26 protein-coding genes are annotated in these 24297 nt (G+C 67.9%); 8 read left to right on the top strand and 18 right to left on the bottom strand.

Going from position 1 to position 24297, the window contains the following annotated elements:
- Positions 1-3 precede the first annotated feature (3 nt).
- From mltG to IEV87_RS03820, 7 genes are all read right to left on the bottom strand, one after another.
- Positions 4-1182 (bottom strand): endolytic transglycosylase MltG, encoded by a 1179-nt coding sequence (gene mltG, locus IEV87_RS03850; protein WP_188476349.1) that lies wholly within the window; start codon positions 1180-1182, stop codon positions 4-6.
- 3 nt (positions 1183-1185) lie between these two features.
- Complete coding sequence (fabF, locus tag IEV87_RS03845; protein ID WP_188476348.1) at positions 1186-2445, bottom strand: beta-ketoacyl-ACP synthase II; 1260 nt, start codon at positions 2443-2445, stop codon at positions 1186-1188.
- A 446-nt stretch (positions 2446-2891) separates the two neighbouring features.
- Entirely contained in the window at positions 2892-3347 is a 456-nt protein-coding gene (locus IEV87_RS03840; protein ID WP_188476347.1) for a hypothetical protein, read from the bottom strand.
- Positions 3348-3461: 114 nt separating this feature from the next.
- Positions 3462-4511, bottom strand: coding sequence for an agmatinase (speB, locus tag IEV87_RS03835; protein ID WP_188476346.1), 1050 nt, complete (start codon positions 4509-4511; stop codon positions 3462-3464).
- A gap of 71 nt (positions 4512-4582) precedes the next feature.
- A complete protein-coding gene (locus IEV87_RS03830; protein ID WP_188476345.1) occupies positions 4583-5074 on the bottom strand; it encodes a cupin domain-containing protein in 492 nt (163 codons plus the stop codon).
- A 134-nt stretch (positions 5075-5208) separates the two neighbouring features.
- On the bottom strand, positions 5209-5442 hold the full coding sequence (locus IEV87_RS03825) for an acyl carrier protein (RefSeq protein WP_119398206.1): 234 nt from the start codon (positions 5440-5442) through the stop codon (positions 5209-5211).
- Between the two features lie 424 nt (positions 5443-5866).
- Complete coding sequence (locus IEV87_RS03820; protein WP_188476344.1) at positions 5867-7681, bottom strand: ABCB family ABC transporter ATP-binding protein/permease; 1815 nt, start codon at positions 7679-7681, stop codon at positions 5867-5869.
- Positions 7682-7782: 101 nt separating this feature from the next.
- Here IEV87_RS03820 and IEV87_RS03815 point away from each other — a divergent pair, with 101 nt between their 5' ends.
- Positions 7783-8112 (top strand): ArsR/SmtB family transcription factor, encoded by a 330-nt coding sequence (locus IEV87_RS03815; protein ID WP_188476343.1) that lies wholly within the window; start codon positions 7783-7785, stop codon positions 8110-8112.
- A 67-nt stretch (positions 8113-8179) separates the two neighbouring features.
- A complete protein-coding gene (gene map, locus IEV87_RS03810; protein WP_188476342.1) occupies positions 8180-8926 on the top strand; it encodes a type I methionyl aminopeptidase in 747 nt (248 codons plus the stop codon).
- 498 nt (positions 8927-9424) lie between these two features.
- On the opposite strand, the gene IEV87_RS03805 is transcribed toward map, so the two are convergent.
- A complete protein-coding gene (locus IEV87_RS03805) occupies positions 9425-10459 on the bottom strand; it encodes a GlxA family transcriptional regulator (protein WP_188476341.1) in 1035 nt (344 codons plus the stop codon).
- Between the two features lie 61 nt (positions 10460-10520).
- Here IEV87_RS03805 and IEV87_RS03800 point away from each other — a divergent pair, with 61 nt between their 5' ends.
- Positions 10521-10832: a DUF1272 domain-containing protein gene (locus IEV87_RS03800; protein WP_188476340.1), complete on the top strand. Its 312-nt coding sequence runs from the start codon at positions 10521-10523 to the stop codon at positions 10830-10832.
- 9 nt (positions 10833-10841) lie between these two features.
- Here the strand turns inward: IEV87_RS03800 and IEV87_RS22755 are convergent, their stop codons facing one another.
- Positions 10842-12884 carry a LysM peptidoglycan-binding domain-containing protein gene (locus tag IEV87_RS22755; RefSeq protein WP_229737420.1) on the bottom strand — a complete coding sequence of 681 codons (2043 nt, stop codon included), beginning with the start codon at positions 12882-12884 and terminating at the stop codon, positions 10842-10844.
- A gap of 117 nt (positions 12885-13001) precedes the next feature.
- Here IEV87_RS22755 and IEV87_RS03790 point away from each other — a divergent pair, with 117 nt between their 5' ends.
- The gene (locus IEV87_RS03790; RefSeq protein ID WP_188476339.1) at positions 13002-13556 is read left to right on the top strand and encodes an LOG family protein; all 555 of its coding nucleotides are present in this window, start codon (positions 13002-13004) and stop codon (positions 13554-13556) included.
- A gap of 2 nt (positions 13557-13558) precedes the next feature.
- Here IEV87_RS03790 and IEV87_RS03785 read toward each other — a convergent pair whose 3' ends face one another.
- From IEV87_RS03785 to IEV87_RS03775, 3 genes are all read right to left on the bottom strand, one after another.
- Positions 13559-14326, bottom strand: a complete 768-nt coding sequence (locus IEV87_RS03785) for a VPLPA-CTERM sorting domain-containing protein (RefSeq protein ID WP_188476338.1) — start codon at positions 14324-14326, stop codon at positions 13559-13561.
- A gap of 365 nt (positions 14327-14691) precedes the next feature.
- Complete coding sequence (locus IEV87_RS03780) at positions 14692-15156, bottom strand: host attachment family protein (protein WP_188476337.1); 465 nt, start codon at positions 15154-15156, stop codon at positions 14692-14694.
- Positions 15156-15383 carry a hypothetical protein gene (locus IEV87_RS03775; RefSeq protein ID WP_188476336.1) on the bottom strand — a complete coding sequence of 76 codons (228 nt, stop codon included), beginning with the start codon at positions 15381-15383 and terminating at the stop codon, positions 15156-15158. The genes IEV87_RS03780 and IEV87_RS03775 overlap by 1 nt, the downstream gene beginning before the upstream one ends.
- Before the next feature lie 150 nt (positions 15384-15533).
- Between IEV87_RS03775 and IEV87_RS03770 the strand changes: the two genes are divergently transcribed.
- Together IEV87_RS03770 and IEV87_RS03765 are read left to right on the top strand one after the other, a co-directional pair.
- The gene (locus tag IEV87_RS03770) at positions 15534-15911 is read left to right on the top strand and encodes an ArsR/SmtB family transcription factor (RefSeq protein WP_188476335.1); all 378 of its coding nucleotides are present in this window, start codon (positions 15534-15536) and stop codon (positions 15909-15911) included.
- A complete protein-coding gene (locus IEV87_RS03765; protein WP_188476334.1) occupies positions 15901-16449 on the top strand; it encodes an SRPBCC domain-containing protein in 549 nt (182 codons plus the stop codon). The genes IEV87_RS03770 and IEV87_RS03765 overlap by 11 nt, the downstream gene beginning before the upstream one ends.
- A 106-nt stretch (positions 16450-16555) precedes the next feature.
- Here the strand turns inward: IEV87_RS03765 and IEV87_RS03760 are convergent, their stop codons facing one another.
- Positions 16556-17152 carry a superoxide dismutase gene (locus IEV87_RS03760; RefSeq protein ID WP_188476333.1) on the bottom strand — a complete coding sequence of 199 codons (597 nt, stop codon included), beginning with the start codon at positions 17150-17152 and terminating at the stop codon, positions 16556-16558.
- A gap of 182 nt (positions 17153-17334) precedes the next feature.
- Here IEV87_RS03760 and IEV87_RS03755 point away from each other — a divergent pair, with 182 nt between their 5' ends.
- The gene (locus IEV87_RS03755; protein ID WP_229737419.1) at positions 17335-17757 is read left to right on the top strand and encodes a DUF1801 domain-containing protein; all 423 of its coding nucleotides are present in this window, start codon (positions 17335-17337) and stop codon (positions 17755-17757) included.
- A gap of 2 nt (positions 17758-17759) precedes the next feature.
- On the opposite strand, the gene IEV87_RS03750 is transcribed toward IEV87_RS03755, so the two are convergent.
- Positions 17760-18506, bottom strand: a complete 747-nt coding sequence (locus IEV87_RS03750) for an alpha/beta fold hydrolase (protein ID WP_188476332.1) — start codon at positions 18504-18506, stop codon at positions 17760-17762.
- 99 nt (positions 18507-18605) lie between these two features.
- On the opposite strand from IEV87_RS03750, the gene IEV87_RS03745 reads away from it, so the two are divergent.
- The gene (locus IEV87_RS03745) at positions 18606-19523 is read left to right on the top strand and encodes a LysR family transcriptional regulator (protein ID WP_188476331.1); all 918 of its coding nucleotides are present in this window, start codon (positions 18606-18608) and stop codon (positions 19521-19523) included.
- Between the two features lie 177 nt (positions 19524-19700).
- Here IEV87_RS03745 and IEV87_RS03740 read toward each other — a convergent pair whose 3' ends face one another.
- From IEV87_RS03740 to IEV87_RS03725, 4 genes are all read right to left on the bottom strand, one after another.
- Positions 19701-20258, bottom strand: coding sequence for a sarcosine oxidase subunit gamma (locus IEV87_RS03740; protein ID WP_188476330.1), 558 nt, complete (start codon positions 20256-20258; stop codon positions 19701-19703).
- On the bottom strand, positions 20251-23244 hold the full coding sequence (locus IEV87_RS03735; RefSeq protein ID WP_188476329.1) for a sarcosine oxidase subunit alpha family protein: 2994 nt from the start codon (positions 23242-23244) through the stop codon (positions 20251-20253). The genes IEV87_RS03740 and IEV87_RS03735 overlap by 8 nt, the downstream gene beginning before the upstream one ends.
- 49 nt (positions 23245-23293) lie before the next feature.
- A complete protein-coding gene (locus IEV87_RS03730) occupies positions 23294-23623 on the bottom strand; it encodes a sarcosine oxidase subunit delta (protein ID WP_188476328.1) in 330 nt (109 codons plus the stop codon).
- 306 nt (positions 23624-23929) lie between these two features.
- On the bottom strand, positions 23930-24250 hold the full coding sequence (locus IEV87_RS03725) for a hypothetical protein (protein WP_188476327.1): 321 nt from the start codon (positions 24248-24250) through the stop codon (positions 23930-23932).
- Positions 24251-24297 lie beyond the last annotated feature (47 nt).

Here is a 24297-nt window from a genome sequence, read left to right as displayed (position 1 = left end):
GGATCAATCCGTCTGCGTCCCCCCCGCAGCCTCACCCCGCTGGCGTTCAATCTCGCGCCACTTCGCCACGTTCTCGTTATGCTCCGCCAGCGTCCGGGCGAAGGCGTGCCCCCCGGTCCCGTCCGCGACGAAGAAGATGAAATCCGTCGCAGCCGGGCGCAGGGCCGCCTCGATCGACGCGCGGCCCGGGTTGGCAATGGGGGTCGGCGGCAGGCCGTCGATCACGTAGGTGTTGTAGGGCGTCTCGCGGCGCAGCTCGGACTGGCGCAGCCCGCGGCCCAGCACGCCCTGACCGTTGGTGATGCCGTAGATCACCGTCGGGTCGGTCTGCAGCTTCATGCCCTGCTCAAGCCGGTTGATGAAGACCGACGCGACCTGCGGGCGCTCCTCGGCCACACCGGTCTCCTTCTCGATGATGGAGGCCATGACCAGCGCCTCTTCCGGCGTGTCGTAGGGCAGCCCCTCGGCCCGGTCCTGCCAGGCGGCGGCGAGCGTGGCCTCCTGCGCCGCCTGCATCCGGTCGAGCAGCGCCTGGCGGGAATCGCCGACGCGGACCTCGTAGCTGTCCGGCGCCAGCATCCCCTCGGGCGGGACGGTGGCGACCTCGCCCTCCAGCACGTCGACGCGGGACAGGGTGTCGACCACCTGCCAGGAGGTCACGCCCTCGGCCATGGCGACACGGTAGCGGGTGTCGTCGCGCTCGCGCATCTCGGTGAATTCGGCCGGAACGGGGGCATCGGCGGCGGGGTCGAATTCCGCCTTCTGGACATAGCGGTTGGTCCCGGGGTCGAGTTCACGCACCTGGACGGAACTGCTGTTGACCCCGATGCGGTAGACGATTTCCGTCCCGCAGGTATTGGCCCCGCCGCGGGTGAGGATATCGACGATCTGCTCCATCGAGGCGTGCGGCGGCACGAGGAAGGACCCGGCCTTCAGCTGATTGGTCTTCTTGGTGTAGTCGGCGCCGATCCTGAGGATCTTGCCGGAGGTCACCGCCCCCCGCTCCACCAGGTCCTCGCTCACGGCGGAGAGCCGCGCGCCGGGCTGGACGCGCACGCAGATCGCCTCCAGCAGCGGGCCGCGGTCGGTATACTGCCCCTGCCCCCAGAGCACGAGCCCGCCGAGCAGGAAGACCACCACGATCATCAGCGTGAGCGCGTTGGAGGCGATGGAGCGCCACATGGATCAGCGTGCCTTCCCGAAGATGATCGACGCGTTGGTGCCGCCGAACCCGAAGGAGTTGGACAGCGCCACGTTGATCTCGCGCGGTTCGGCCTTGTTCGGCGCGAGGCTCAGCTTCGGCGTCACCTCGGGGGTGTCGAGGTTGATCGTCGGAGGGGCCACCTGGTCGCGGATCGCGAGGATGGAGAAGATCGCCTCGATCGCCCCCGCCGCGCCAAGCAGGTGCCCGGTCATCGACTTGGTCGAGGACATCGTCGCCTTCGCCGCCGCGTTCCCCATGAGCCGTTCGACCGCGCCCAGTTCCAGCGTGTCCGCCATTGTGGAGGTGCCGTGCGCGTTGATGTAGTCGATATCCGCCGGGGTCAGCCCGGCACGTTCGATCGCCGCCTTCATTGACCGGAACCCGCCGTCCATCGTCTCGTCCGGCGCGGTGATGTGGTAGGCGTCGCCCGAGAGGCCGTAGCCGAGGTATTCGCCGTAGATCTTCGCGCCACGCGCCACGGCGTGATCGTAGTCTTCGAGCACGACAACCCCCGCGCCTTCGCCCATGACGAACCCGTCGCGGTCCGTGTCATAGGGGCGGGACGCCTTCGTCGGATCGTCGGAGAACTTGGTCGACAGCGCCTTGCAGGCGTTGAACCCCGCGATGCCGATTTCGCAGATCGCGGCTTCGGCCCCGCCCGCGACCATCACGTCCGCATCGCCCCACTGGATCAGCCGCGCCGCGTCGCCGATGGCATGGGCGCCGGTGGAACAGGCGGTCACGACCGCGTGGTTCGGCCCCTTGAAGCCGAAGCGGATCTGCACCTGGCCCGAGATCAGGTTGATGAGAGCGCCGGGGATGAAGAAGGGCGACACGCGGCGCGGCCCCTTCTCGGCCATCATCAGCGTCGTCTGTTCGATGGACTGCAGCCCGCCGATGCCCGACCCGATCATGACGCCGGTGCGCAGGCGGCTTTCCTCGTCCTCCGGCTCCCATCCCGCGTCCTTGACCGCCTGCACGGCAGCCGCGACGCCGTAGAGGATGAAGTCGTCGACCTTGCGCCGTTCCTTCGGTTCCATCCAGTCGTCGGAGTTGAAGGTCCCGTCCGTGCCGTCGCCAAGCGGAACCTGCATGGCGTATTTCGTCGTCACCCGTTCCGGGTTGAACCGCGTGATCGGCCCGGCCCCGGACTTCCCGTCCAGGATCCGCGACCAGGTTTCCTCGACTCCGCAGGCCAGCGGAGTGACCAGTCCAAGCCCTGTGACAACGACACGACGCATGAGAACCACCCTCTTATTCTTCCGTCGTACGCTCTTACCCTGCCCTCTCAACTCGGGGCAAGGGGGCGGGGGCTTTCAAAAGCATACATCTGCGCATGGCAGAGCGGCCGGGACCGGAGGGCGCTGCCCTCCGGACCACCCGGGATATTTTCAAAACCAAAGAGATGACACCTTCATCTTGCCGGAAATACTCCGGGGGAGTCCGAAGGACGGGGGCAGCGCCCCCATCCACCTCCGTTATTTGCACGTCTCTCGGATAAGGTAGCGATCTCGCGCCTGGCCGCCGCGTTTCGCGACGGGGGCACTGCAAACAACGGTTAGACTGGGCCCCCTTCCCCCTCGGTCAAAAGCACTTACCTTTGAGGATGAGCGATGTCGCACCCGGCCGCCCCGTCGCGCATAGGGGGCACTGCAATCAACGGTTGGACTGCGCCCCTCCCCCGTTCTCAGCCGGGCCAGCTCACCCGGCCCACGCCCTGCCGCCTGCCAAGCGTCCTGCGATCGATCAGGCGGTGCGCGAACCGGAAGTCGGGACAGATGCGGACGATCAGCAGCCGGTTGAAGTTGCCGTCGAAATTCACGTTGACCCAGCCCCGGCGGGTCATGGGAGAGAGCGTCTTCACCTCCACGAAGTCGTTGCCCAGCCGTCCGTCCGCCCCCTTGGCGTAATTCCGGTTGAGCCGCAGGCCGATGGCGATCTCGGCATAGAGCTCTCCCAGATCGCCATAGACCGAGAGGTGGCGGCCGGTCGCTTCGTGATACCCGATGGCAGTGGCCAGCAGTTGCCGGAACAGCGTGACGCTGCGCGGATCGGCGAGCGGATGCCAGTCCTGCGGGTCGGGCTGGCGGGCGGCAATATCCCGGCGTGACGCTTCGGGGGCGAAGGGGGCGCTTCCGTCCATGGTCTCTCCCTGGTCTGATGACCAAGATGGGGACGGAGACATGACGCGAAAGGGCGTCACAGGAGACAGAGCGTTTCCCTTGGGGAAACCGGTCGGACGGCGCGGGCCGGAGCGTTACTCCGGCGCCAGCACGGCGAGGCAGGCCAGTTCGAACAGGATCTGCGCCCCCGCCTGCGCGGTGTTAGACGTCGGATCGTAGGAGGGTGCGACCTCCACCACGTCCCCGCCCACCATGTTCAACCCCTTGAGCCCGCGCAGGATCGCCATGGCCTCGCGCGGTTCCAGCCCGCCGACCTCCGGCGTGCCGGTGCCGGGCGCATAAGCCGGATCGAGGCTGTCGACGTCGAAGCTGATGTAGGTCGGCCCGGCGCCGATCACCTCCAGCGCCCTCGCGACGACGGCGGGCACGCCCATCTCCGCCACCTCCTCCGCATGGATCACCGTCATGCCGGAGGCGTAGGAGAATTCCCACAGGTAATCCCCGCCGCCCCGGATGCCGATCTGGATCGTGCGGGTCGGGTCGAGCGAGCCTTCGAGCACCGCCTGCCGGAACGGCCCGCCATGGTGGAACTTCGCGCCCTCGTAGACACCGGAGGTATCCGCATGGGCGTCGATATGCACCATGCCCACGGGTCCATGCTTTTTCGCCAGAGCCGCCAGCACGGGGCGGGAGATTGAGTGATCCCCGCCGACCGCCAGCGGAAACAGTCCCGCCTGCACCACTTTGGTGAAGTAGTCCTCGATATCCTCGTGGCAGGAGGTCAGGTCATAGCGCGATCGCATCGGCACGCCGCCGAGGTCCGCGAAGCGTCTGACCTGCAGCGGCGCAACGTCCAGCACGCGGTTCCAGGGGCCGATCCGCTCGATCTCCCGCACCGCCTTCGGGCCACGCCGGGCGCCCGCGCGGTTGGTCACGCCAAGGTCCATGGGCACCCCGATCAGCGCCACATCGATACCGGAGACCGCCGCACCCTTCGCCACCGCCTCGGCGAGATCGGGCCGGTAAGGCGCGTCGAGCAGCGTCGACACCCCGGCGAAGGGCCAGGCGCGCCGCCCACCCTCGCCGAACTGGCCGTCCGCCACCGCCTTGAGGCGCGGGTCGTGGAACGCCGTGCCCTTGTCGTTGCCGTAAAGCGCGTGCAGCTCTTCGAGCGTTTTTGCCATGCCCGTCCCTCCTGTTTGCGCCAGAGAAGACCGGGGCGCAGGGGAAGGCAAGCCCCCGAGGGGACGGACCGCTACTTCTTCCCGGCGCTGCCGCCCGGATGGACGATCGCGTCGTGATCCACCACATCCCAGGCCATGCCCGCGTTGCGGTAGAGCCGCTTGCCGAGCCGCGGGTAATCGCCCACGTCCTGCGCCAGCCGCTGCCCGGCGACGAGGCACCGGAACACCCCGCTGCCGGTATTGCGGATCGTATGCGCCAGCCCGCCCCGGCGGTAGCCGATGAAATCGCCCGGGCCCACGACATGCGCCTCCTCGCCGATCACGGCGGTCGCCTCACCCTCGAGCACGTAGACGCATTCGTCTTCCATGTGGTGCTTGTGCAGCTCCGTCGTCTCGTGGCCCGGCTGCACCTCGATCAGGTGGACGCCGATCCCCGTCAGCCCGGTCGCGTCGCCAAGCGACTTGTTCACGCGCTGCGCATTGGGGTTGAGGAAATGGGTCTTCGCCAGCCCCTCCATCGCCGCGATGTCGGCGGCCTTCAGCAGGTAGGTGTCATCGCTCATGTGCGCCCCCTTCTTTGGTTTTGCAAATATCCCCGCCGGAGGCTCCGCCACGACCAGCCGCGCACCGCCGGGCAACGAAAAACCCCCCGCGCCAGGGGCACGGGGGGTCTGTATCGCTCACGAGGCGGCCCGGATCAGGCGGCTTCGGAGATGAACTTCACCGCATCGCCGAAGGTCTGGATGTTCTCGGCGGCGTCATCGGGGATCTCGATGCCGAATTCTTCTTCGAAGGCCATGACCAGTTCGACGGTGTCGAGGCTGTCCGCGCCCAGGTCGTCGATGAACGAGGCGTTCTCGGTCACCTTGTCCTCTTCCACGCCCAGATGCTCGACAACGATCTTCTTCACGCGCTCTGCGACATCGCTCATGGGATTTCCCCTCATATCTCTTGGGTCCGAAGACCCGGTTCTGCCCTGCCCCATCCCTTGCAAGTCCGGGGTCGTGCTGTGGTGCCCGCGACGGGGCGGCTTGATCCCGCAAGGTGCGAGTGACCGGATCACGACATCGCGAACCGGCCGGGTTGCGCCGCCTATATCACAAGCGACAGGAAGGGCAAACGGTTTCACCCCGTCGTTCCCCCCGTCCCGATATGGCGTCGTTGCGTCGGATTCCAAGCCGAAATTCCGGCGTTTGGCAAGGGGCTGCGCGCCGGGTCCGGCGGGGGCGGGAGCGTCGGGGGATGCCGCCTTGCCGGAATGTCGCCGTTCCCGTCCCGTCGGAACAGCGTCGTCCCCGGACCCGGCCGTGGGTCCCTCGCAGCCACAGTCGCGCCTCTCTCCGACCGGGGCGACCTCACGCCGCCTCCGCCTCCTGCCGCGCCCAGAGCCCGGCGTAGCGGCCGCGGCTGAGGAGGAGTTCCGCGTGCGTGCCCTGCTCCACGATCTCCCCACCCTCCAGCACCACGATCCGGTCGGCGTCGGCGATGGTCGACAGGCGGTGTGCGATGACCAGAACGGTGCGCCCCTCTCCGGCCAGGGCCAGCGCGTCCTGGATGCCGCGCTCCGTCTCCGTATCCAGCGCGGAGGTCGCCTCGTCCAGCAGCAGGATCGGCGGGTTCTTGAGCAGGGTGCGCGCGATGCCGACCCGCTGCTTTTCCCCGCCCGACAGCTTCAGCCCCCTCTCGCCCACCTTCGTGTCGTATCCTTCGGGCAGCGAGACGATGAAGTCGTGGATCTGCGCCGCCTTCGCTGCCGCCTCGATCTCCGCCTGAGTGGCACCGTCGCGGCCATAGGCAATGTTGTAGCCGACCGTGTCGTTGAACAGCACCGTGTCCTGCGGTACCACGCCGATCTGTGCGTGCAGCGAGTCCTGCGTGACGTCGCGCAGGTCCTGCCCGTCAATCCGGATCGCCCCGCCGGTCACGTCGTAGAACCGGAACAGCAGCCGCCCGATGGTGGACTTGCCCGACCCGGAGGGTCCGACGATGGCCACCCTAGTCCCCGGCTCCACCCGCAGCGACACGCCCTTGAGGATGCCCCGCTCCGCGTCATAGCCGAAGGTCACGTCGTCGAGCTCCACCGCCCCGCCCGATACGGCGAGGTCCGTCGCGCCCGGCTTGTCGGTGATCTCCGCAGGCTGTTCCAGCAGGTCGAACATTTCCCCCATGTCCACCAGCGCCTGCCGGATTTCCCGGTAAACGGTGCCGAGGAAGTTCAGCGGCATGGTGATCTGGATCATGTAGGCGTTGACCATGACGAAATCGCCCACGGTCAGCGCGCCCGACTGCACGCCATAGGCCGCCATCACCATCACCGCCACCAGCCCGCCGGTGATCAGCAGGGACTGGCCGAAGTTGAGAAAGGCCAGAGAATACTGGGTCTTGAGCGCCGCGACCTCGTATTTCGCCATCGCCCGGTCATAGCGCGCGGCCTCGCGCCCCTCCGCCCCGAAATACTTCACCGTCTCGAAGTTCAGCAGCGAGTCGATCGCCTTCTGGTTGGCGTCGGTGTCCTGGTCGTTCATCTCCTTGCGCTGCTTCACGCGCCATTCGGTGACGCGGAAGGTGAAGGCGACATAGGCCCAGATGACCCCCGCCACGACGACGAGATACCAGATGTCGAAGACCCACCAGAGCACCACCGCGACCAGCAGCAGTTCCAGCACCAGCGGCCCGATGGAGAACAGCAGGAACCGCAGCAGGAAATCGACCCCCTTCACCCCGCGTTCGATGATCCGGGACAGGCCGCCGGTCTTGCGGGTGATGTGATAGCGCATCGACAGGCGGTGCATGTGGGCGAAGGTCTCGTAAGCAACCTGACGCAGGGCCCGCTGTCCGACGCGGGCGAAGACGACGTCGCGCAGTTGCTGGAAGCCGACCGACATCAGCCGCGCCATGCCGTAGACCACGGTGAGCGAGATGGCCCCGAGCGACAGCATCCAGGCGGCGGACTCCCCCTCGCCCGCCAGCGCATCCACCGCCGCCTTGTAGAAGAACGGCGTGCCGACCGCGATCAGCTTGGCCGCCAGCAGGATCAGCAGCGACCATGCCACCCGGTGCCGCACCCAAGGCGCGTCCGAGGGCCAGAGATAGGGCATCACCCGCCGTACGATGGTCATTCCGTTCCGGGGCATTTCGGTGGTGGTGAGTGTGGCGTGACGGCGGCTCATCGGGTTGGCGGGTCTTTCAATTGGCTTGCGCGGATGTCTTGCGGGACCGGTCCGGCTGGCGTAGAAGGGTATCAGTTCAACGATTCATGAGTAATTGAACAATGGACGAGACACAAGCCCTCGGCGCGCTCTCCGCGCTGGCCCACGAGACCCGGTTGCAGATCGTGCGTCTGCTCGTCCCCTGCGGACAGGACGGCATGGCGGCGGGGGAGATCGGGGCGCGCGTGGACTGCGCCGCGTCGCGCCTGTCCTTCCATCTCGCCGCGCTGGAACAGGCCGGGCTGATCACCGCGCGCCGCGACGGGCGGCGAGTGATCTATTCGGCCCGGCGGCGGCAGATCGGCGGGCTGATCCACTACCTGCTGAACGACTGCTGCGCCGGCGACCGGACCGTGGGCGAGATGTGCCGCGCCCATGCCCCCGCCTGCTGAGAGCCGCCTGCTGAGACCTGCCTGCTGAAACCTGACCGACGCCCCTGACCCTGCCCGAGGCCCCCCGATGACCATCACACAGGAAGACGACCTCGACGCGCTGAAGGCCATCGGCCGCATCGTCGCCAACACGCTGCAGTCCATGGCCGACGCCATCGAACCTGGCATCACCACGGCCGAACTCGACTCCATCGGCGCCGCGTTGCTGGAGCGGGAGGACGCGGTTTCTGCCCCGCGGTCGACCTACGGCTTTCCCGGCGCCACCTGCATTTCGGTGAACGAGGAGATCGCCCATGGCATCCCCGGCCCCCGCACCATCCGTGCCGGCGACCTGGTGAACATCGACGTCTCGGCCAGCCGGGACGGGGTCTTTGCCGACACCGGCGCGAGCTTTGGCTGCGGCCCCCTGCGCCCGACGCTGGACCGGCTGTGCCGGGACGGGCGCAAGGCGCGGCAGGTCGGCATCGCGCAGGTCCGCGCCGGGCGGCCGCTTGCCGGGATCGGGCGGGCCGTCGGGGCCTTTGCCGACAAGCGCGGCTACACCCTGATCCGCAACCTCGCCAGCCACGGCATCGGTCGCGCCCTGCACGAATACCCCGAGGAGATCGCCACCTGGCCCTCCCGCGACCGCCGCCGCATCGACCGCGGGCTGGTGATGACCGTGGAGCCGTTCCTGTCCACCGGCGGTCTCTGGGCCGATCAGGGAGAGGACGGCTGGACCCTTTTTGCCGCCCCCTCGGCCCCGGTGGTCCAGTACGAGCATACGGTCGTGGCAACGGAGCGCGGCGCGGTGGTCGTAACGCTGCCGGGGTAGTGCGTCTTTTGCAGGGGCTATGCGACGTGCCGGTCGATGCGGCGGTGCGCGGGCCTGCATGACACTTGGCAGGTCCGCGTACCCCTTCGCATGTCCGGTCCGCGCGCCCCCTCACATGTCCGGTCCGCGCGCCCCCCTCCCCCCAGCCCTCTCCCCCGTGGGGGAGCGGGAGTCACCGCGTTCCTTGTTCAGGTGACGCGCTCTATTTCCGGTTTCGGCGCCTCGTCATCCTCGGGCTCGACCCGAGGATCTCCCGCCACCGGAAGCGACCTGAGCCTCCGCATCACGCCCCCCGGTCCGAATGCGCAAGAATCCGGCTTCCGTCAACGCTGGCGTCTTTCACACCGACACAAGGCAGCCCCAGGCCCCAGAAAATGCTCCCTCCAACCGGGACCATCGCTATGTCCCGTTGCGGCAGCCCCCCGCCAATCACCGTTCAAAAAGGCAAACAGGAACCTGACGGGCAGACAAGCCCGGCCAGCACGTCTCACGTACACATCAGCACAGCGCCTGTGCCTCCGCGCCTCGGCCACTTTCCCGCGCCTGGCCGCCGCCCGCAGCAAACCTTGCGCGATATTCCGACGGGGCGATCCCCCGCTGGCGGCGGAAGGCGCGGCGCATCTGTTCCTCTCCGCCGAAACCGGCCCGGGCGGCGACCGACTTGACCGGCAGGGAGGTTTCCGCCAGCGCGACACAGGCGGCCTCGACCCGCAGCCGCTCGACGAACCGGGCCGGAGCCGTGCCGGTGACCGCACGGAACTGCCGGGCGAAGGTCCGTTCGCTCATCCCCGCCATCGCCGCCATCGCCGCAACCGAGAGATCGCGCGCCGGGTCCGCCCGCAGGGCCGCGATCATCCTGTCGAAGCGACCGTCGCCGGCGGCCACCTGCGCCTGCAGCGGTGCGCTGAACTGATCCTGCCCGCCCGGCCGTCGCAGGTAGAGGACAAGCGCGCGGGCCAGCCGCAACGCCTCTGCCCGGCCGAGATCCGCCTCGACCATCGCCAGCGCCATGTCGATCCCCGCGCTCACGCCGGCAGATGTCCAGAGGGGCCCGTCGGCGACATAGATCGCATCCCGCTCCACCGTGATCTCGGGATACTCCGCCGCCAGCCGGTCGCAGGCCTCCCAGTGCGTCGTCGCCCGCGCCCCGTCCAGGACTCCGCCTTCCGCCAGAATGAACGCGCCGAGGCAGACGGAACCCAGGCGCCGCACCCTGCCCCGCGCGCCGGCAAGCGCCGCCAGCAAAGCGGTGTCGCGCATCGCGTCGAAAGCCCGCCGTCCACCCGATACGATCAGCGTGTCGACCACCCCCGCCATGGCCGCGTCCAGCCGTCCGGTCGGCAGCGCAACCCCCGTATCCGTCGCCATCGCTCCGCCCGACAGAGACACCAGTGCGCAGTCATAGGCGGCCCGCCCCTCCGGAGTCCGCGCATCGGTAAAGACCTGAAGCGGCCCGGCGGTATCCAGGAGCTTGGCCCCGTCGAACTGGACGAAGACCACGCGGCGCGAGGGATTGGCGGAATCAGTGGGCATATTGACATTCATGCCAGATCGCCCGGGTGCTAGCAAAGGCCCCGACATCACGGAGAGGACGATGCTGGAACTTAGGCCAAACTGCGAATGGTGCGACCGCGACCTGCCCCCGGACAGCCCCGACGCCCGCATCTGCAGTTACGAATGCACCTATTGCGCCGCCTGCGCGACCGAGGTGCTAAGGGACGTCTGCGCCACCTGCGGCGGCAACCTGACGCCTCGGCCGATACGGCCACGGGAGGACTACCGGGGCCTCGGGCTCGGGCTCGGCCACGATCCGGCGTCGCAAAAGCGGAAGTTGAGCCGATGGAGTGAAACGCAGATGCGCGCACAGAGTGAACGCCTGCGCGACACCCCGCCGGATCGCCGCTGACGGCTCCGGTTACTCCCGGTCCGGCAGGGCGAAGACCTGGCCCGGATAGATCAGGTCGGGGTCGCGGATGAGATCCCGGTTCGCCTCGAACACTCGGACGTAGAGCAGACCCTCGCCATAGCGGTCCCGCGCGATGGCCCAGAGTGTGGAGCCCGGCTGCACCGTCACCGATCCCGCCAGTGCGGTTGTCGTGGCCCCGGCGACGACCTCGGGGGCCTCGCGCTTGAAAGGCGTTTCCACGCGTGAGGTCACCGATCCGTCCGCCGCCACCTCGTCGACCCGCAGCCGGTAGACGCCGCTCGCCACGTCGGCAAGTTCGGCATCCCAGGCACCGTCGGCGCCGATCTCGGACAGGCCGACCGCCTTGTCGTCGAGGTAGAGCCGCACGAACCCGCCCTCCGCCCCGCGCCCGGCCAGCCGCACCGCGCCGCTGCCGGAATAGGTGATGGCGTCGATGGCGACGTCCTCCGTCCGTCCGCCCGGCCCCTGAAGCACGCGCACGCCCTGGCTGTCGGACAGCAGCACGGTCGGAGCCGGAGGGGATGCCGGCGCGGTTACGCCGGAGGCCTGGTCCGGCGTCGCTGGTGCGCTTGTGCCGGATGCTGGCGGAGTGGTGTCGGAAGAGACGGTGACTGTGGGTCCGGTCGCGGGCGCCGACCCGGCGGCGGCGGAGTCGGTGCCGGTGGTGCCGGGTGTCGCACTGCTTGCCGTGGTGGTGCCGGCGGTACCGGTCTGCGCGGCGCTGACGGTGTCGGTCGCGCCCGCCCCCGCGGTTCCGGCGCTGGCGGCGGCGTTTTCGGTCCCGCCCGTGCCCGCAACATCAGCGCTTCCGTTCGCCGCTACCGACGTGCCCGTACCGGCGGACAACGGCGCGTCCGTGCCACTGGTGTCCGCGCCTGCCACGGCTGTCGCCGATCCCGCCGTCGTGGTGCCGCCCGGGGCTGTCGTATTTGTGTCCACCGTCCCCGAAGCGCCTGCGCCGGTTCCGCTCTCGCCAGCGAAGACCACGCCAGAGCCCGTCGTGGCCGCAGCGCCGGTCCCCGTGACGCCATCGCCCGAAGCCGCCCCGCCTGCACCGGCGAGGCCCGCGCCTGTCCCGCTTGACCCGTCGCCATTCCCCTGCGACGTCGCATTGTCCGCCGAAACCGTGGTGCCGGGGCCCGACGCTTCCGATCCCGGAACGGCACCCTCCGACTCCGACGCGCTGTTCGCCGCCAAGGCTGCTGCCGAACCTGTCGCTTTGTCCCGCGCACTGTCAGCGCTTACGGTTGCACCGGCCCCGCTCCGGGTGTCCGCCGCTGTCCCGGCCGCACCTTCCACCCCCGCCGCAGATGGCGCGGGATCGCTTCCGGCAGCCGCTGTCTCCGCCGACCCGTTTTCAACGCTGTCGGCACCGACCGTGGTCCCGCCACCACCCGGCACGGTGACGTCCCCGCCCGGCGCGACTGTCGCGACCTGTTCGCCGGATGCGCCCTGCGCCGACCCCTCCGCAGCCACCGTCGGCCCGAGGATCACCTCTGCGGCCGAGGCGACCTCTGCCCCGGCCTCTCCGGACAGCAGCGACAGAACGCGCGGCGCGGCGCTCTCGGCCAGATCGAGGAAGGCGACGAACTTGCCGTCCGGCCCCGCCGTTTCCTCTCCGGCCGGAACACCGTCGACCAGCACCTGTATCCGCGCGCCCGGGGCGGCCACCCCTGCCACCAGAACGGAGCCGTCGCCTTCGGCCCGCACGATGTCGAACCGCGGGGCGTCGGGCGCGGGCGTTTCGGTTTCGGGCGCTTCGGTTACAGGCGCCTCGTTTGCGGGCGCTTCCGTTACAGCCGCGCTGTCCTGCTCCGACGCGTTCCCGGCCGCCAGCGGCTCAGCCGCCGTCGTGTCTCCGGTGGCTTCGCCAGTCGAAGTTCCCGCACTGATTTCGGATGTGTCGATTTTCGGGATGCCCGCGGCGGGATCGAAGACCCCCGCCAGCCAGGCCCCGACCGCGACAACCGCCACTGTCACCACCGCGCCGATGGCCAGCCCCTGCGTGCCGCCCGATACCGATCCTGCCAATCCCGTGCCCTTCCCTGCGCGCGGGCCGCCCCTCCGGCCTGCGCGGTTGAGCACATATATCAACAAGGCTAAGACGGGTCAAAACGCCTGAGTCACTGGTTCCGGAAGGTATCCCCCATGCAACAGCCCACCCCCGCCCGGTCCGTCTGCGTCTTCTGCGGATCGCGCCCCGGCACCGATCCCGCCCATGCCGCCGACGCCGCCACCATGGGCCGCGCCCTTGCGGCACAGGGCTGGCGCCTGGTCTACGGCGCCGGAGACGTCGGGCTGATGGGAGAGGTCGCGCGCGCCGCGCAGGCCGCCGGAGGGGACACCTTCGGCGTCATCCCCGTGCACCTGCTGAACGCAGAGGTCGGCAAGCGCGACCTGAGCCGGTTCGTGGTCACGGAGAACATGCACGAACGCAAGAAGGTCATGTTCATGAACTGCGACGCGGTGGTGGTCCTGCCCGGCGGCGCCGGGTCCCTGGACGAATTCTTCGAGGTCCTGACCTGGGCGCAGCTTGGTCTGCACGACAAACCGATCGTTCTGCTGAACCGCAACGGCTTCTGGGACCCGCTGCTGGCGCTGATCGACCACGTCATCGCGCAGGGCTTCGCCGCCCCGTCGCTGAAGGGTCTGGTGACGGCCGTGCCGGACCCGGAGGCGGCGATGCAGGCGCTCGCCGGCTGAGGCTACGCGCGGCGGCGGCGCAGGACGGCCAGCCCGCCGACCCCCGCCAATAGCAGCGGCAGGCTGGCCGGCAGCGGCACGGCGCCCGTCGTCACGGCATAGGCCAGGTCCGGCCCTTCGAGGATCAGCGTCGCCGCGCCCAGCCCGCCGGACGAGGACCAGAGCCCGTAGGTGCCGCTGGCCGTGGCAAAGACCGACCCGCCGAAGGCGAAGTAGCGGTCCGTTCCGGTCATGGTCTGCGTGATGTCGAAACGCCCGAGGCTGTTCAGCGTGATCGAGATCTCGGGCATCGGAGTCTGCACGGGGTCGGTGATTTCCGCGGCAAGGCCGAAGGGCCGGTCGGTATAGGTCCCGGCCCCGGCCGCGGCATTTTCGAAATTCACGTCGTTGTAGACATCGATGCCGCCGGTCCGCGTCGCCAGCTTGGTCGCGGTGTCGGGCCGGACCGCGGCGAGGTAGAAGTTGAGTGTGAAGTTCCCGTTCTTGATGACCTCCCCGTTGCCGCCGCGGTAGATCAGAGTGGCCGCGGTCACGGAGGTCCCGGTGATCTGGTCCAGATCGAACAGCACCCAGTTCGCGAACCGGCGGTTCTGGGCGATGCTGACCCCGGCGAGGATGCTGGAGTTTGTCGCGACGACGGTATCAAGGCTGCCGGTGTGGTCGATCCAGCCATTGTCGACGCTGGTCAGGGTAACGGTCGCGGCGGTTGCGGGAGCTATGGACACGGCCAGCGAAAGGGCCGCGAGGGTGGCGCGAATGAAGGCTTTCATCTGGAAAATTTCCGGAGGGTTGAAACGCCGTGATCTGACGCAACCGGATTGCCCAGCGTCAAGCGGAATTCGGAACACCGGAGGAATTGTCCCAGTTTACCCGAAACGCCGGTCAGTTTGCGACGGGATGATGCCGCTTTCGGGTTGATGGGTACATCGTAACAGTCGAAGCGTCGCCGCCGGAATGGGCGATTCGCGGGCCACGATTTCTGACGCTTCGGACGGGAAAGCAGCTTCGGAACAGCGTGTGTCGCAGAGCCAGCTTACCGCTCCACCCGGGCCCGCTGAGGAATTCTTCACGGAATCCCTCAGACAAAAATCCGGGCACCCTCTCCGAATGCGGAAAAGGGTGCCCGCAAATGTCGTCAGGCTGGCTCTGATTTCAGCGCCGCCTCGATTTCGTCCAGCGGGTGATTGGTGAGCGTCTTCGGGATCTCGCCGATCACCTTGTCCGCCACCTCCTTGTGCAGCTTCTGTCGCAGCTCGCCGAGCGTCTTGGGCGGCGCCACAAGCACGATCTTCTCGAACCTGTGCCGGTGCGCCTGCCGGTAAAGCAGATCGGCCAGATCATCCGCGAACCGCTCCTTGGCCAGCTGGTGCCAGTCCGTATCATCCATTGCCGACCGCTGGCCCGGCCCGTTGTCAGGCATGCGGCCCGGCCGGTTGGCGGACTGGTCGATGTCCTTGGGGTTCTCCTGCTCCTCCTTGCGCACGACCTCGAGATGCGGGTCCTGCTCATCGGTGAGGTTCTTCAGGAAAAGGGCCTTTTCGCCGTCCGCGATGAGCACCCAGGCATCGTAGGGAACGGAAATCGAGTCATCCCGGCTCATCACACCTTCTCCTTGTCGCCGCTGTCGTTCTTGTCCTGACCGAGCGGGCGCGTCGCCCCCGCGGAGGTCTCGTCCAGCCGTTTGCGCTCATCGCGCGAGCCGACCTTGCGCTGAAGGTTGCCGCCCTTCGCCCCGCCCTGATCGGGCGCGTCGAGGTCTTCCGGCTTGTCCCCCAGCACCTCCTCCGTCTCCCGGCGCTGGTCCTGTGATCTGTGGCGCTCTGCCATGGCTCTGGTCCTCCATTATGGTGTCTGAAGGATCAACGGGACAGCCATGGGCGGGGTTCCCGCCTTGTGGTGATGCGGGCGCGCATGTGCCGGTTGACGGGTCTGACTTTATGTATTGACAGGTCTGACTTTATGTAGCAATGTAGTTACATGACTACATATGAACCAGATACCGACGACAGCGAAACGGATGCGGTGTTTGCCGCCCTCGCCCATGCCAGCCGCAGGCGGATGCTCGACATCCTCCGCGACCGGCCGGGGCTGAGCGTCGGGGATCTGGCGTCCCGGTTCGACACCAGCCGGATCACGGTGATGAACCACCTCGCGGTGCTGACCGCCGCGGGTCTGGTCATCAGCGAAAAGGACGGACGCAGCCGCAGGCTGTACCTCAACGCGGCACCGATCCACGCCATCCACAAGCGCTGGATCGACAGCTATGCAGCCACCTGGGCCGAGCAGACCCTCACCCTCAAATCCCTGGCCGAAGCGGCCCATGCCCGTAGGAAGGACCCGAAGAATGATGTCTGACTCCCTGACCACCCCCCTGCCCGCCAACGCACCCGCCGTGCACCGCAACCGCACCTTCATCAAGGCCCCGGTGGAAACCGTCTGGTCGATCCTCGTCGCCACCGACACCGCGCTGCCGTTCTTCTTCGGCGCGGTCTGCGACACGAAGGACGGGCTGAAACCCGGCGCGCGGATGCGGATGCTGCACCCGAACCGCCGGATCGCCATGGTAGTCGGAGAGGTACTGGCCTTCGACCCCCCGCACCTTTATTCCCACACCTTCCGCATGACCCACATCGACGAAGGTCCCGCCACGGTCACCTACCGGCTGACGGAGACGGAGGGCGGCACGCAGTTCGACCTGATCATCGAAAACGCCCCCGCCGGCGGACGGCTGGAGAAGGAGATGCTGGGCGCGCAGCGCTTCATCGCCACCAACCTGCGGACCCTCGCCGAAACCGGCCGCCCGGCGTTTTCGGGCCGCATGGTCGGCTGGATGTCGCCCGTGTTTGCACTGCTGGCGAAGAAGAGCCAGCGGGTGGAGAACTGGCCGTTGTGAGGCGTGCCGGAGACGTGGGGCCGCGCTACCGGTCCGGCCTCCACCTAGACGAAAAAACCCGCCGGAGTGCTCCGGCGGGTTTTCGTTTGACCAGTGGCCGCCCGGATCACATCCGCGAGGCGACGTTTTCCCAGTTCACCAGCTTGTCGAGGAAGTTCGACAGGTAGGCCGGGCGCTTGTTGCGGAAGTCGATGTAGTAGGAATGTTCCCACACGTCGCAGCCAAGCAGCGCGGTCTGGCCGAAGCAGAGCGGGTTCACGCCGTTCTCGGTCTTGGTGACCTTCAGCGCGTCGCCGTCCTTGACCAGCCAGCACCAGCCCGAACCGAACTGGCCCGCACCGGCGGCGGAGAATTCTTCCTTGAACTTGTCGACGGAGCCGAAAGCCTCGGTCAGGGCTTTCTCAAGCTCTCCGGGCATCTTGGACTCGCCGGGGCCCATCATCTCCCAGAACTGGTTGTGGTTCCAGAACTGCGAGGCGTTGTTGAAGATGCCGTTCTGGGCGACGGCCTTGGGGTCGTAGGTGCCCTTGATGATCTCTTCGACGGACTTGCCTTCCCACTCGGTCCCGGCAATTGCCTTGTTGCCGTTGTCGACATAGGCCTTGTGGTGGATATCGTGATGATATTCCAGCGTTTCCTTGGACATGCCGAGGTCGGCAAGCGCGTCGTGGGCATAGGGAAGATCGGGAAGTTCGAAGGCCATGATGCGGCTCCTTTTCCATGGGGAATGTTGCCCTTAGATGTTATCTTTCCGGGGGGAACGTCAACCCTCGCCCCGCGCATCGGCGCATCCGCGATGTGCAATGCGGCGCGGAACCGGGGGATTTGGCCGACGCCTGCGCGCCAGACAGGCGCGGTAGAGGAACACCACAGGAGCCGCCCGCGATGCCCGAGACCTCCGACAACGCACCCCCGGTCATGCCCCCGCTGGAGCGGGAGGTCTTCGACACCTTCCCCGCGCCGGTGAGACACCGGCTGGAGGAGGTCCGCGCGAAGATCTTCGCCGCAGCAGCGGACGCCGGTGCGGGCCCACTGACCGAGACGCTGAAATGGGGGGAACCGGCCTATTTGACGGAGGCGACAGGCAGCGGCAGCACCATCCGCCTTGGCCAGCTCAGGGATGCACCCGGTCACGCGGCGGTCTTCGTCAACTGCCGCACCGCGCTGGCCGACACCTTCCGCACCCGACTGCCCGCCCTGTCCCTGCGCGGCGACCGGGCGGTGCTTGTCCCCCTCGACAATCGCGAGGGGGACCCGGATCTGGGCCGGGCACTGACACTGGCCCTGACCTATCACCGCTGGAAGTAGGCTCAGTCCGCGTCGCGCACGGCGGACAGGATGACCTCCGCCACCTCCTCCGGATGGCTGAGCAGCACAAGGTGCCCGGCCTCGATCTCCGTCACCCTGGACCCGGCCCGGTCGTACATGAACCGCTCCAGCTCCGGCGACACGGTGCGGTCCCGGGTTGCGACGATCGCATGGCTGGGCCGCTCCTGCCAGCCGGCGCTGCGCACCTCGTAGCCGAAGACGCTGCCCGAGGTCGCCACCTGCGACGCCGCAAGGAACCGTGCCTGCGTCTCCGGCAGGCCGGTTGCGACATCGGCAATGAAGGGATCGGGCCTGAGCGTGACGAACCCGTCAGCCGAGGCCACGCTGGCATCCGCTGCCAGCGCCGCCGGATACTGCGCGTTGAGCGCGCCGAGGCTCTCACCCGGTGCAGGCGCGAATCCGGCGACATAGACGAGGCCGCGCACGGACCGGCGGGCACCAAGCTCCGTCACCAGCAGGCCGCCGTAGGAATGGCCGACAAGCACGCTCGTTCCGGGAAGGCTGTCGAGCAACCGCTTCGTGGCGGCGAGGTCGTCCTCCACCCCCGTAAGGGGCAGCTGCGCAACATGTACGTCGACGCCCTGCGCGACGAGCTGTTCGTACACCGGCTTCCAGGCAGAGCCATCCATAAGCATGCCGTGCACCAGCACGACATGATCCGCATCGGCGAGCGCGGAGCCTGCCGAGAGCATTCCGGCAGCGGCAAAAGTCAGGATCGGACGTTTCATGGTTTTCTCCTTTCGTGTCCTTGTGAAAAGGAGATGGCATGGCGGACTGACCCGCAGTAGGCTTATGGATGATATAAAACCCATAAGTCAGGACAATGAATGGACGCCCGCGATCTTGCCGACCTGCTGGTGCTGCGCGCGGTGGCCGACCACGGCAGCTTTACCCGCGCCGCGCAGGCCCTTGGCCGGTCCCAGCCCGCCGTCAGCCAGGCCATCGCCGGGCTTGAGGCGCGCCTCGGTCAGCCGCTGCTCCTCCGCTCCACCCGCAGCCTACGCCCGACAGAAGCTGGGAAGCGCCTGATCGCGCGCATGACCCCCGCGCTGGACGATCTGGAGACGGCGCTGAGCGACCTGCGTGACAGCCGAGACCGCCCCTCCGGCCCGCTGCGCATCACCTCCCTGCGCTACCCGGCGGAGCATATCCTCCTGCCCGCGCTGATCGATTTCCGCCGCGCCTACCCGGAGGTCGAGGTCGCCGTGCGCGTGCAGGAGGGGTTCGAGGACCTTGTCGGCACCGGGCAGGACGCGGGCGTCCGCCTTGGCCTGCACCTCGCGCAGGACGTGACCGCACTGCGCATCGGCCCGGACATGCCGATCGCCGTGGTCGCCGCGCCGGACTACGCCGACCGCCACGGCCTGCCCGAGACGTTGCAGGACCTCGCCCGCCACGACTGCATCGGCTACCGGCTGGCCAGCGCCGACACGGTCTTTCGCTGGCAGTTCGTGCAGGGGACACGGCCGGTAAGCCTGTCGCACCGGAACGGACTCGTGGTCGACGACGGCGATACGCTGGTTGCGGCTGCACTGGCCGGGGCCGGACTGGCCTGGGTGCTGGAGCCGCTGGTCCGGGATCATCTGGAAGCGGGGCGGCTGGTGCGTTGCCTGACGCCCTATTGCCCGGTCTGGCCCGGCTATCACCTTTATTACCGTCACCGGAAACAGAAGAGCCCGGCGCTGAGCGCCTTTGTCGAGACCCTCCGCCGTCACCCCGCAGCGGCGGCGGGTCGCGGGGGCTGATGCGAAGCACGTCACCCCAAACCGAACGTTCTGCCTGCCATATCGCGGGCAACAGGTCTTCACCGAAGGCAGCACTGCCCGGCGTTGCCGCCGGGGGTAATTTGACCGTGCTTGGACTACGACGGCAGAGCGCCGAACCATAAAGAACTGGACCCGGCCCCTGCGGGCAGGAGGAGCTTAGAACACCCGCGGACCGACCGCGGCCTGACTGAGCAGGTCGAACGCATACTGCGCGACGGAGCGGAAGCAGACCAGCTCCACCGTACCCTCCTGCGGCATCCAGAAGGCGCCCGCGATCTGGGCGAGCCGGGTGCGGCGGATCTCTCCGGTCGGGAAGCGCATCATGTCGACCGGCGCGACCTTGGCGATCGTGTCGCGCAGGGCCGCGTCCTCTCCGGTCAGGCGGAACAGGGCGCGGGCGTCGGACATGTCGGCAACCAGCGCATGCGCGGAACCGAGCTTTTCGGTCAGCCCCGACAGCGCCGCGTCGAGCCCTGCGCGCGGCAGGATCAGCAGCGCCTCATCCGGCCCCATCCAGGCGAGACGCTTTTCGCCCTCTGCCGCGATCCCGCGCTGGCCGGGCATGGCGAGGCCCGAGACAGAGGCAAGCGCTTCGGTGATGGCGGTGTCCGACAGCTTGCCGCGCACGGTGATCATGGCGCGTGGTGCGAGGTCCTCGATCCGGACCGGGCCTTCTGAGACCTTGCCCGCGAGGGCGGAGACGGGATCAGACATTCTTGGTGTTCTCCTTGTCGTAGAAGACCGGATTGACGATGCGCGCGGCGACGGAGCTGCCGTCGACCTTGTTGAACTGCACCGTTTCGCCCATGCGTTCCGGCCCGTTCAGCACCAGCCCCATGGCGATCCCCCGGCCAAGCGTCGGGGAATGGTAGGTCGAGGTCACGCGCCCCTGCACATTGCGCTGTCCGTTGGCGTTGTGACCGTCCGCCAGCGCATAGGCCCCGTCCGGCAGCACCGACCCGTCGAGCGTTTCCAGGCCGACCAGTTTCCAGCGGTCCGGCCGGGTCATGTCAGACCGTTCCTGCGCCCGCTTGCCGATGTAGTCGGTCTTCTTCTTGGAAATCGCCCATCCAAGGCCAAGGTCCTGCGGAATGACCGTTCCGTCGGTTTCGTCGCCAATCATGATGAAGCCCTTCTCGGCCCGCATGACATGCAGCCCCTCGGTCCCGTAGGGCATGACGTCATGTTCGGCCCCGGCCTGCATCAGCGCCTCCCACAGGGCGAGGCCCTGAGAGGCGGGCACGGCGATCTCGTAGGACAGCTCGCCCGAGAAGGAGATGCGGTAGACCCGTGCCCTGATCCCGGCCAGCGTATGATCCTGGAAGGTCATGAAGGGGAAGGCCTCGTTCCCGATGTCCGTCGCACCGAGCTTTTCCAGAACGCTCCGCGCCTGCGGGCCGACCACGGCGATCTGGGCATATTGCTCGGTCGCGTTCACGACCCAGACCTTCCAGTCCCACCATTCGGTCTGGAGCCATTCCTCCATATGCGCGTGGATCCGGTCGGCCCCGCCGGTGGTCGTGTGGCAGAGGAACGTGTCCTCGTCCCACCTTGCCACCACGCCGTCGTCCATCAGGAACCCGTTTTCGGAACACATCAGGCCGTAGCGGCAGAACCCCGGCTTAAGCGTGGACATCATGTTGGTGTAGAGCATGTCCATGAACCTGCCCGCATCCGGCCCCTTCACGATCAGCTTGCCGAGGGTCGAGGCGTCGAGCAGGCCAAGCGCATTGCGCGTCTGGTTGATCTCGCGCGCGACGGCCGTGTGCCGGTCTTCGCCGGATCGCAGGTAGGTATAGGGACGCCGCCACTGACCGACCGGTTCGAAGTCCGCGCCATGGGCCTCGTGCCACGCGTGGATGGGGGAGCGGCGCAGCGGCTGGAACACCTCCGCCCGTGCAGGCCCTGCGATGGCGCCCATGGAAATCGGCGTGAACGGCGGGCGGAAGGTGGTCGTGCCGACCTGCGGGATCGGAGTATCCAATGCGCCCGACAGGATCGCCAACCCGTTGATGTTGGAGAGTTTTCCCTGATCCGTCGCCATGCCGAGCGTCGTGTACCGCTTGGCATGTTCGACCGACTCGAACCCCTCCTGCGCGGCCAGTTGCACGTCCGTCACCTTCACGTCGTTCTGGTAGTCGAGCCAGGACTTCGCCCGCAGCGCCCGCTTGGCCGAGGCCGGCATCAGCCAGACCGGTTCGATCGGCCTGTCGCCGCGCGGCTTGCGGTCGGTCAGGGCGATGTCGCCCGACGCCTTGCCGGTGACGAATGAGGCCGCCATGGCCCCGGTCTGCGCCGCATCCGGCAGCGCGTCGGAAAGGTCGAGCAAGCCGTTGGCGGCCCCGGCGACGCTCACGAAGCCCGTGCCGTCCGCGCCGGTCGGCGGGCGGTTCGGATCGGGGCGGAACATGGCCTGCGCGTCGTCCCATATCAGCTTGCCGCCACAATGGGACCAGAGGTGCACGACCGGGGACCAGCCGCCGGACATGGCGACCGCGTCGCAGGCGATTTCCTCGATCACCGCGCCCTCTCCGACCTGCTTGCAGATCGCGACCCCGGTCACCCGCTTGCGGCCCTGCACCTTGGCGATACCGTGACCGTTCAGCACGCGGATGCCCTTGGCCTTGGCCTGATCCGCCAGCGCCCCGCCGCCACCCTGCCGCGCGTCGAGGATCGCGGGCACTGACAGCCCCGCCCCGACCAGCGCCAGCGCGGTGAGATAGGCATCGTCGTTGTTCGTCACCACCACGGTGCGGTCACCAACCGAGATTCCGAAGTGGGCCACATAGTCCCGCACGGCGGAGGCCAGCATGACGCCGGGCACGTCGTTTCCGGCAAAGGACAGCGGGCGTTCGATTGCGCCCGTGGCCGTGACCACCTGCCCCGCCCGGATCCGCCAAAGGCGGTGACGCGGCCCGGACTTGACCGCGAGATGGTCGGTCAGCCGTTCGTAGCCCAACACATAGCCGTGGTCGTAAACCCCCGCGCCCATGCAGCGCAGGCGGAGGGTGACGGTCTCCATCCCCTCAAGCTCCGCCACCAGCGCCGCCACCTCCTCGGCCGCGCCGTCATCGACCGGCGCGCGGCCGCCCCAGTGGGCCTCCTGCTCCATCACGGTGACCTTCGCCCCGCCTTTTGCCGCCGCAAGCGCCGCTGTCAGGCCGGCAAGGCCGCCGCCGATCACGAGGACGTCGGTGAAGTGGTAGTAATGCTCATAGGTGTCCGCATCCCGGTCCTTCGGCGCCTTGCCGAGGCCCGCGGACTGGCGGATGAACGGTTCGTAGACATGTTTCCAGAAGGCGCGCGGCCAGAGGAACGTCTTGTAATAGAACCCGGCGGGCAGAAAACGCGACAGCTTCGCGTTGACCTCGCCGATATCGAACGCGAGGCTCGGCCAGTGGTTCTGCGACTGCGCCTCCAGCCCCTCGAACACCTCCTGCATGGTGGCGCGCTGGTTCGGTTCGAACCGCCCGCCCGACCCGATGCCAAGCAGTGCGTTCGGTTCTTCGGTCCCGCTGGCGACGACGCCGCGCGGGCGGTGATACTTGAAGCTCCGCCCCATCATCATCCGGTCGTTGGCCAGCAGGGCGGAGGCGAGCGTATCGCCCTCGTACCCCTTCAGCGTGGTGCCGTTGAAGGTGAAGGTGACCGGCTTGGAGCGGTCGATGCGCTGGCCGCCAGTGGTCAGTCGGGTGCTCATGTGCGGGGCCTTTCGGAAACGGGAGGCGTCAGGATCAGAGAGGTCGGGGTCATGCGAAGTCGCGCCAGCGCCAGCCGGGGCGCTTCTGGCGGATCTGTTCGAGCAGCGCCTCGGGCGGTTCGGATGTCTGCGCAGGATAGAAGCCGAACCATTCCAGCGTGGCGGTGTCGCGGGCCGCGTGGAACCACTTGCCGCAACCGTAGACATGCCGCCAGCGTTCGAAATGCACCCCGCGCGGGTTTTCGCGGTGGAAAAGGTAGCCCTCGAGCGCCGCGTCGTCAGACCCCGGCCCTTCGCGCGTGAGATGCGCTTCGCCGCCGCCGTGGAACTCCGTCTCTTCGGCGGTGACGCCGCAGCAGGGACAGGTGAGGATCAGCATGGGGCCTCCTTTGCCGCGCGATATGCGGGCACGAAAAAAGGCCGGACGCACGAAGCATCCGGCCCAGTTGACAGGTAAGGGACAAGGGAAAGAACGGAATATGCCGTCTTCCCAGGCAGTGAGGGGGCAACGGTTGCGCGGCGGGCATTGTTCCCGCCGACGGATGCGCGGTGCTGCAAGAACGCCATTGCAGGCGTCAATGCGCGGATCGTTGCCGGAAATGTCGCCGGAAGTATCTGGCGGACATGGAAAACCCGGCCGCGGCACAGGGCGCGCGACCGGGCAATGCCGTACCGGAGGGTCAGGTCATTCCGAAGCGGTTGCCCCGGCAGTTGCGTCGGCAGAACCCGTGTCTGCCGTGGCTGCGGCGCCCGCCGTGTCATTGGCGGTGTCCGCCGTGGCTGCCGCGCCGCCATCGGTCGAATCGGCGCCTGCAGAGCTGCCTGCGGAGTTGTTGATTTCGATTGCCGCAGGGTCGGAAGAGACGCCGGACGTGGCGAGATCGCCGCCAAAGATGAAATAGGCGATGGCTGCGACGGCGACGACAAGACCGCCGACGATGAAGGCGATGGCCCCGCCGCTGGTGCGGGTCTCGGTCGAGCGGTATTCGTAATGTTGATCGGCCATGATTGAGGCTCCGTTTCCGTTTCACTTGCTGATGAAACAGGCAAAGC

Origin of the sequence: Primorskyibacter flagellatus, assembly GCF_014638275.1 — a bacterium.
In the GTDB taxonomy this organism is placed as follows: Bacteria; Pseudomonadota; Alphaproteobacteria; order Rhodobacterales; family Rhodobacteraceae; genus Pseudooceanicola; species Pseudooceanicola flagellatus_A.
This window is presented reverse-complemented; position numbering and strand designations above follow the sequence as displayed.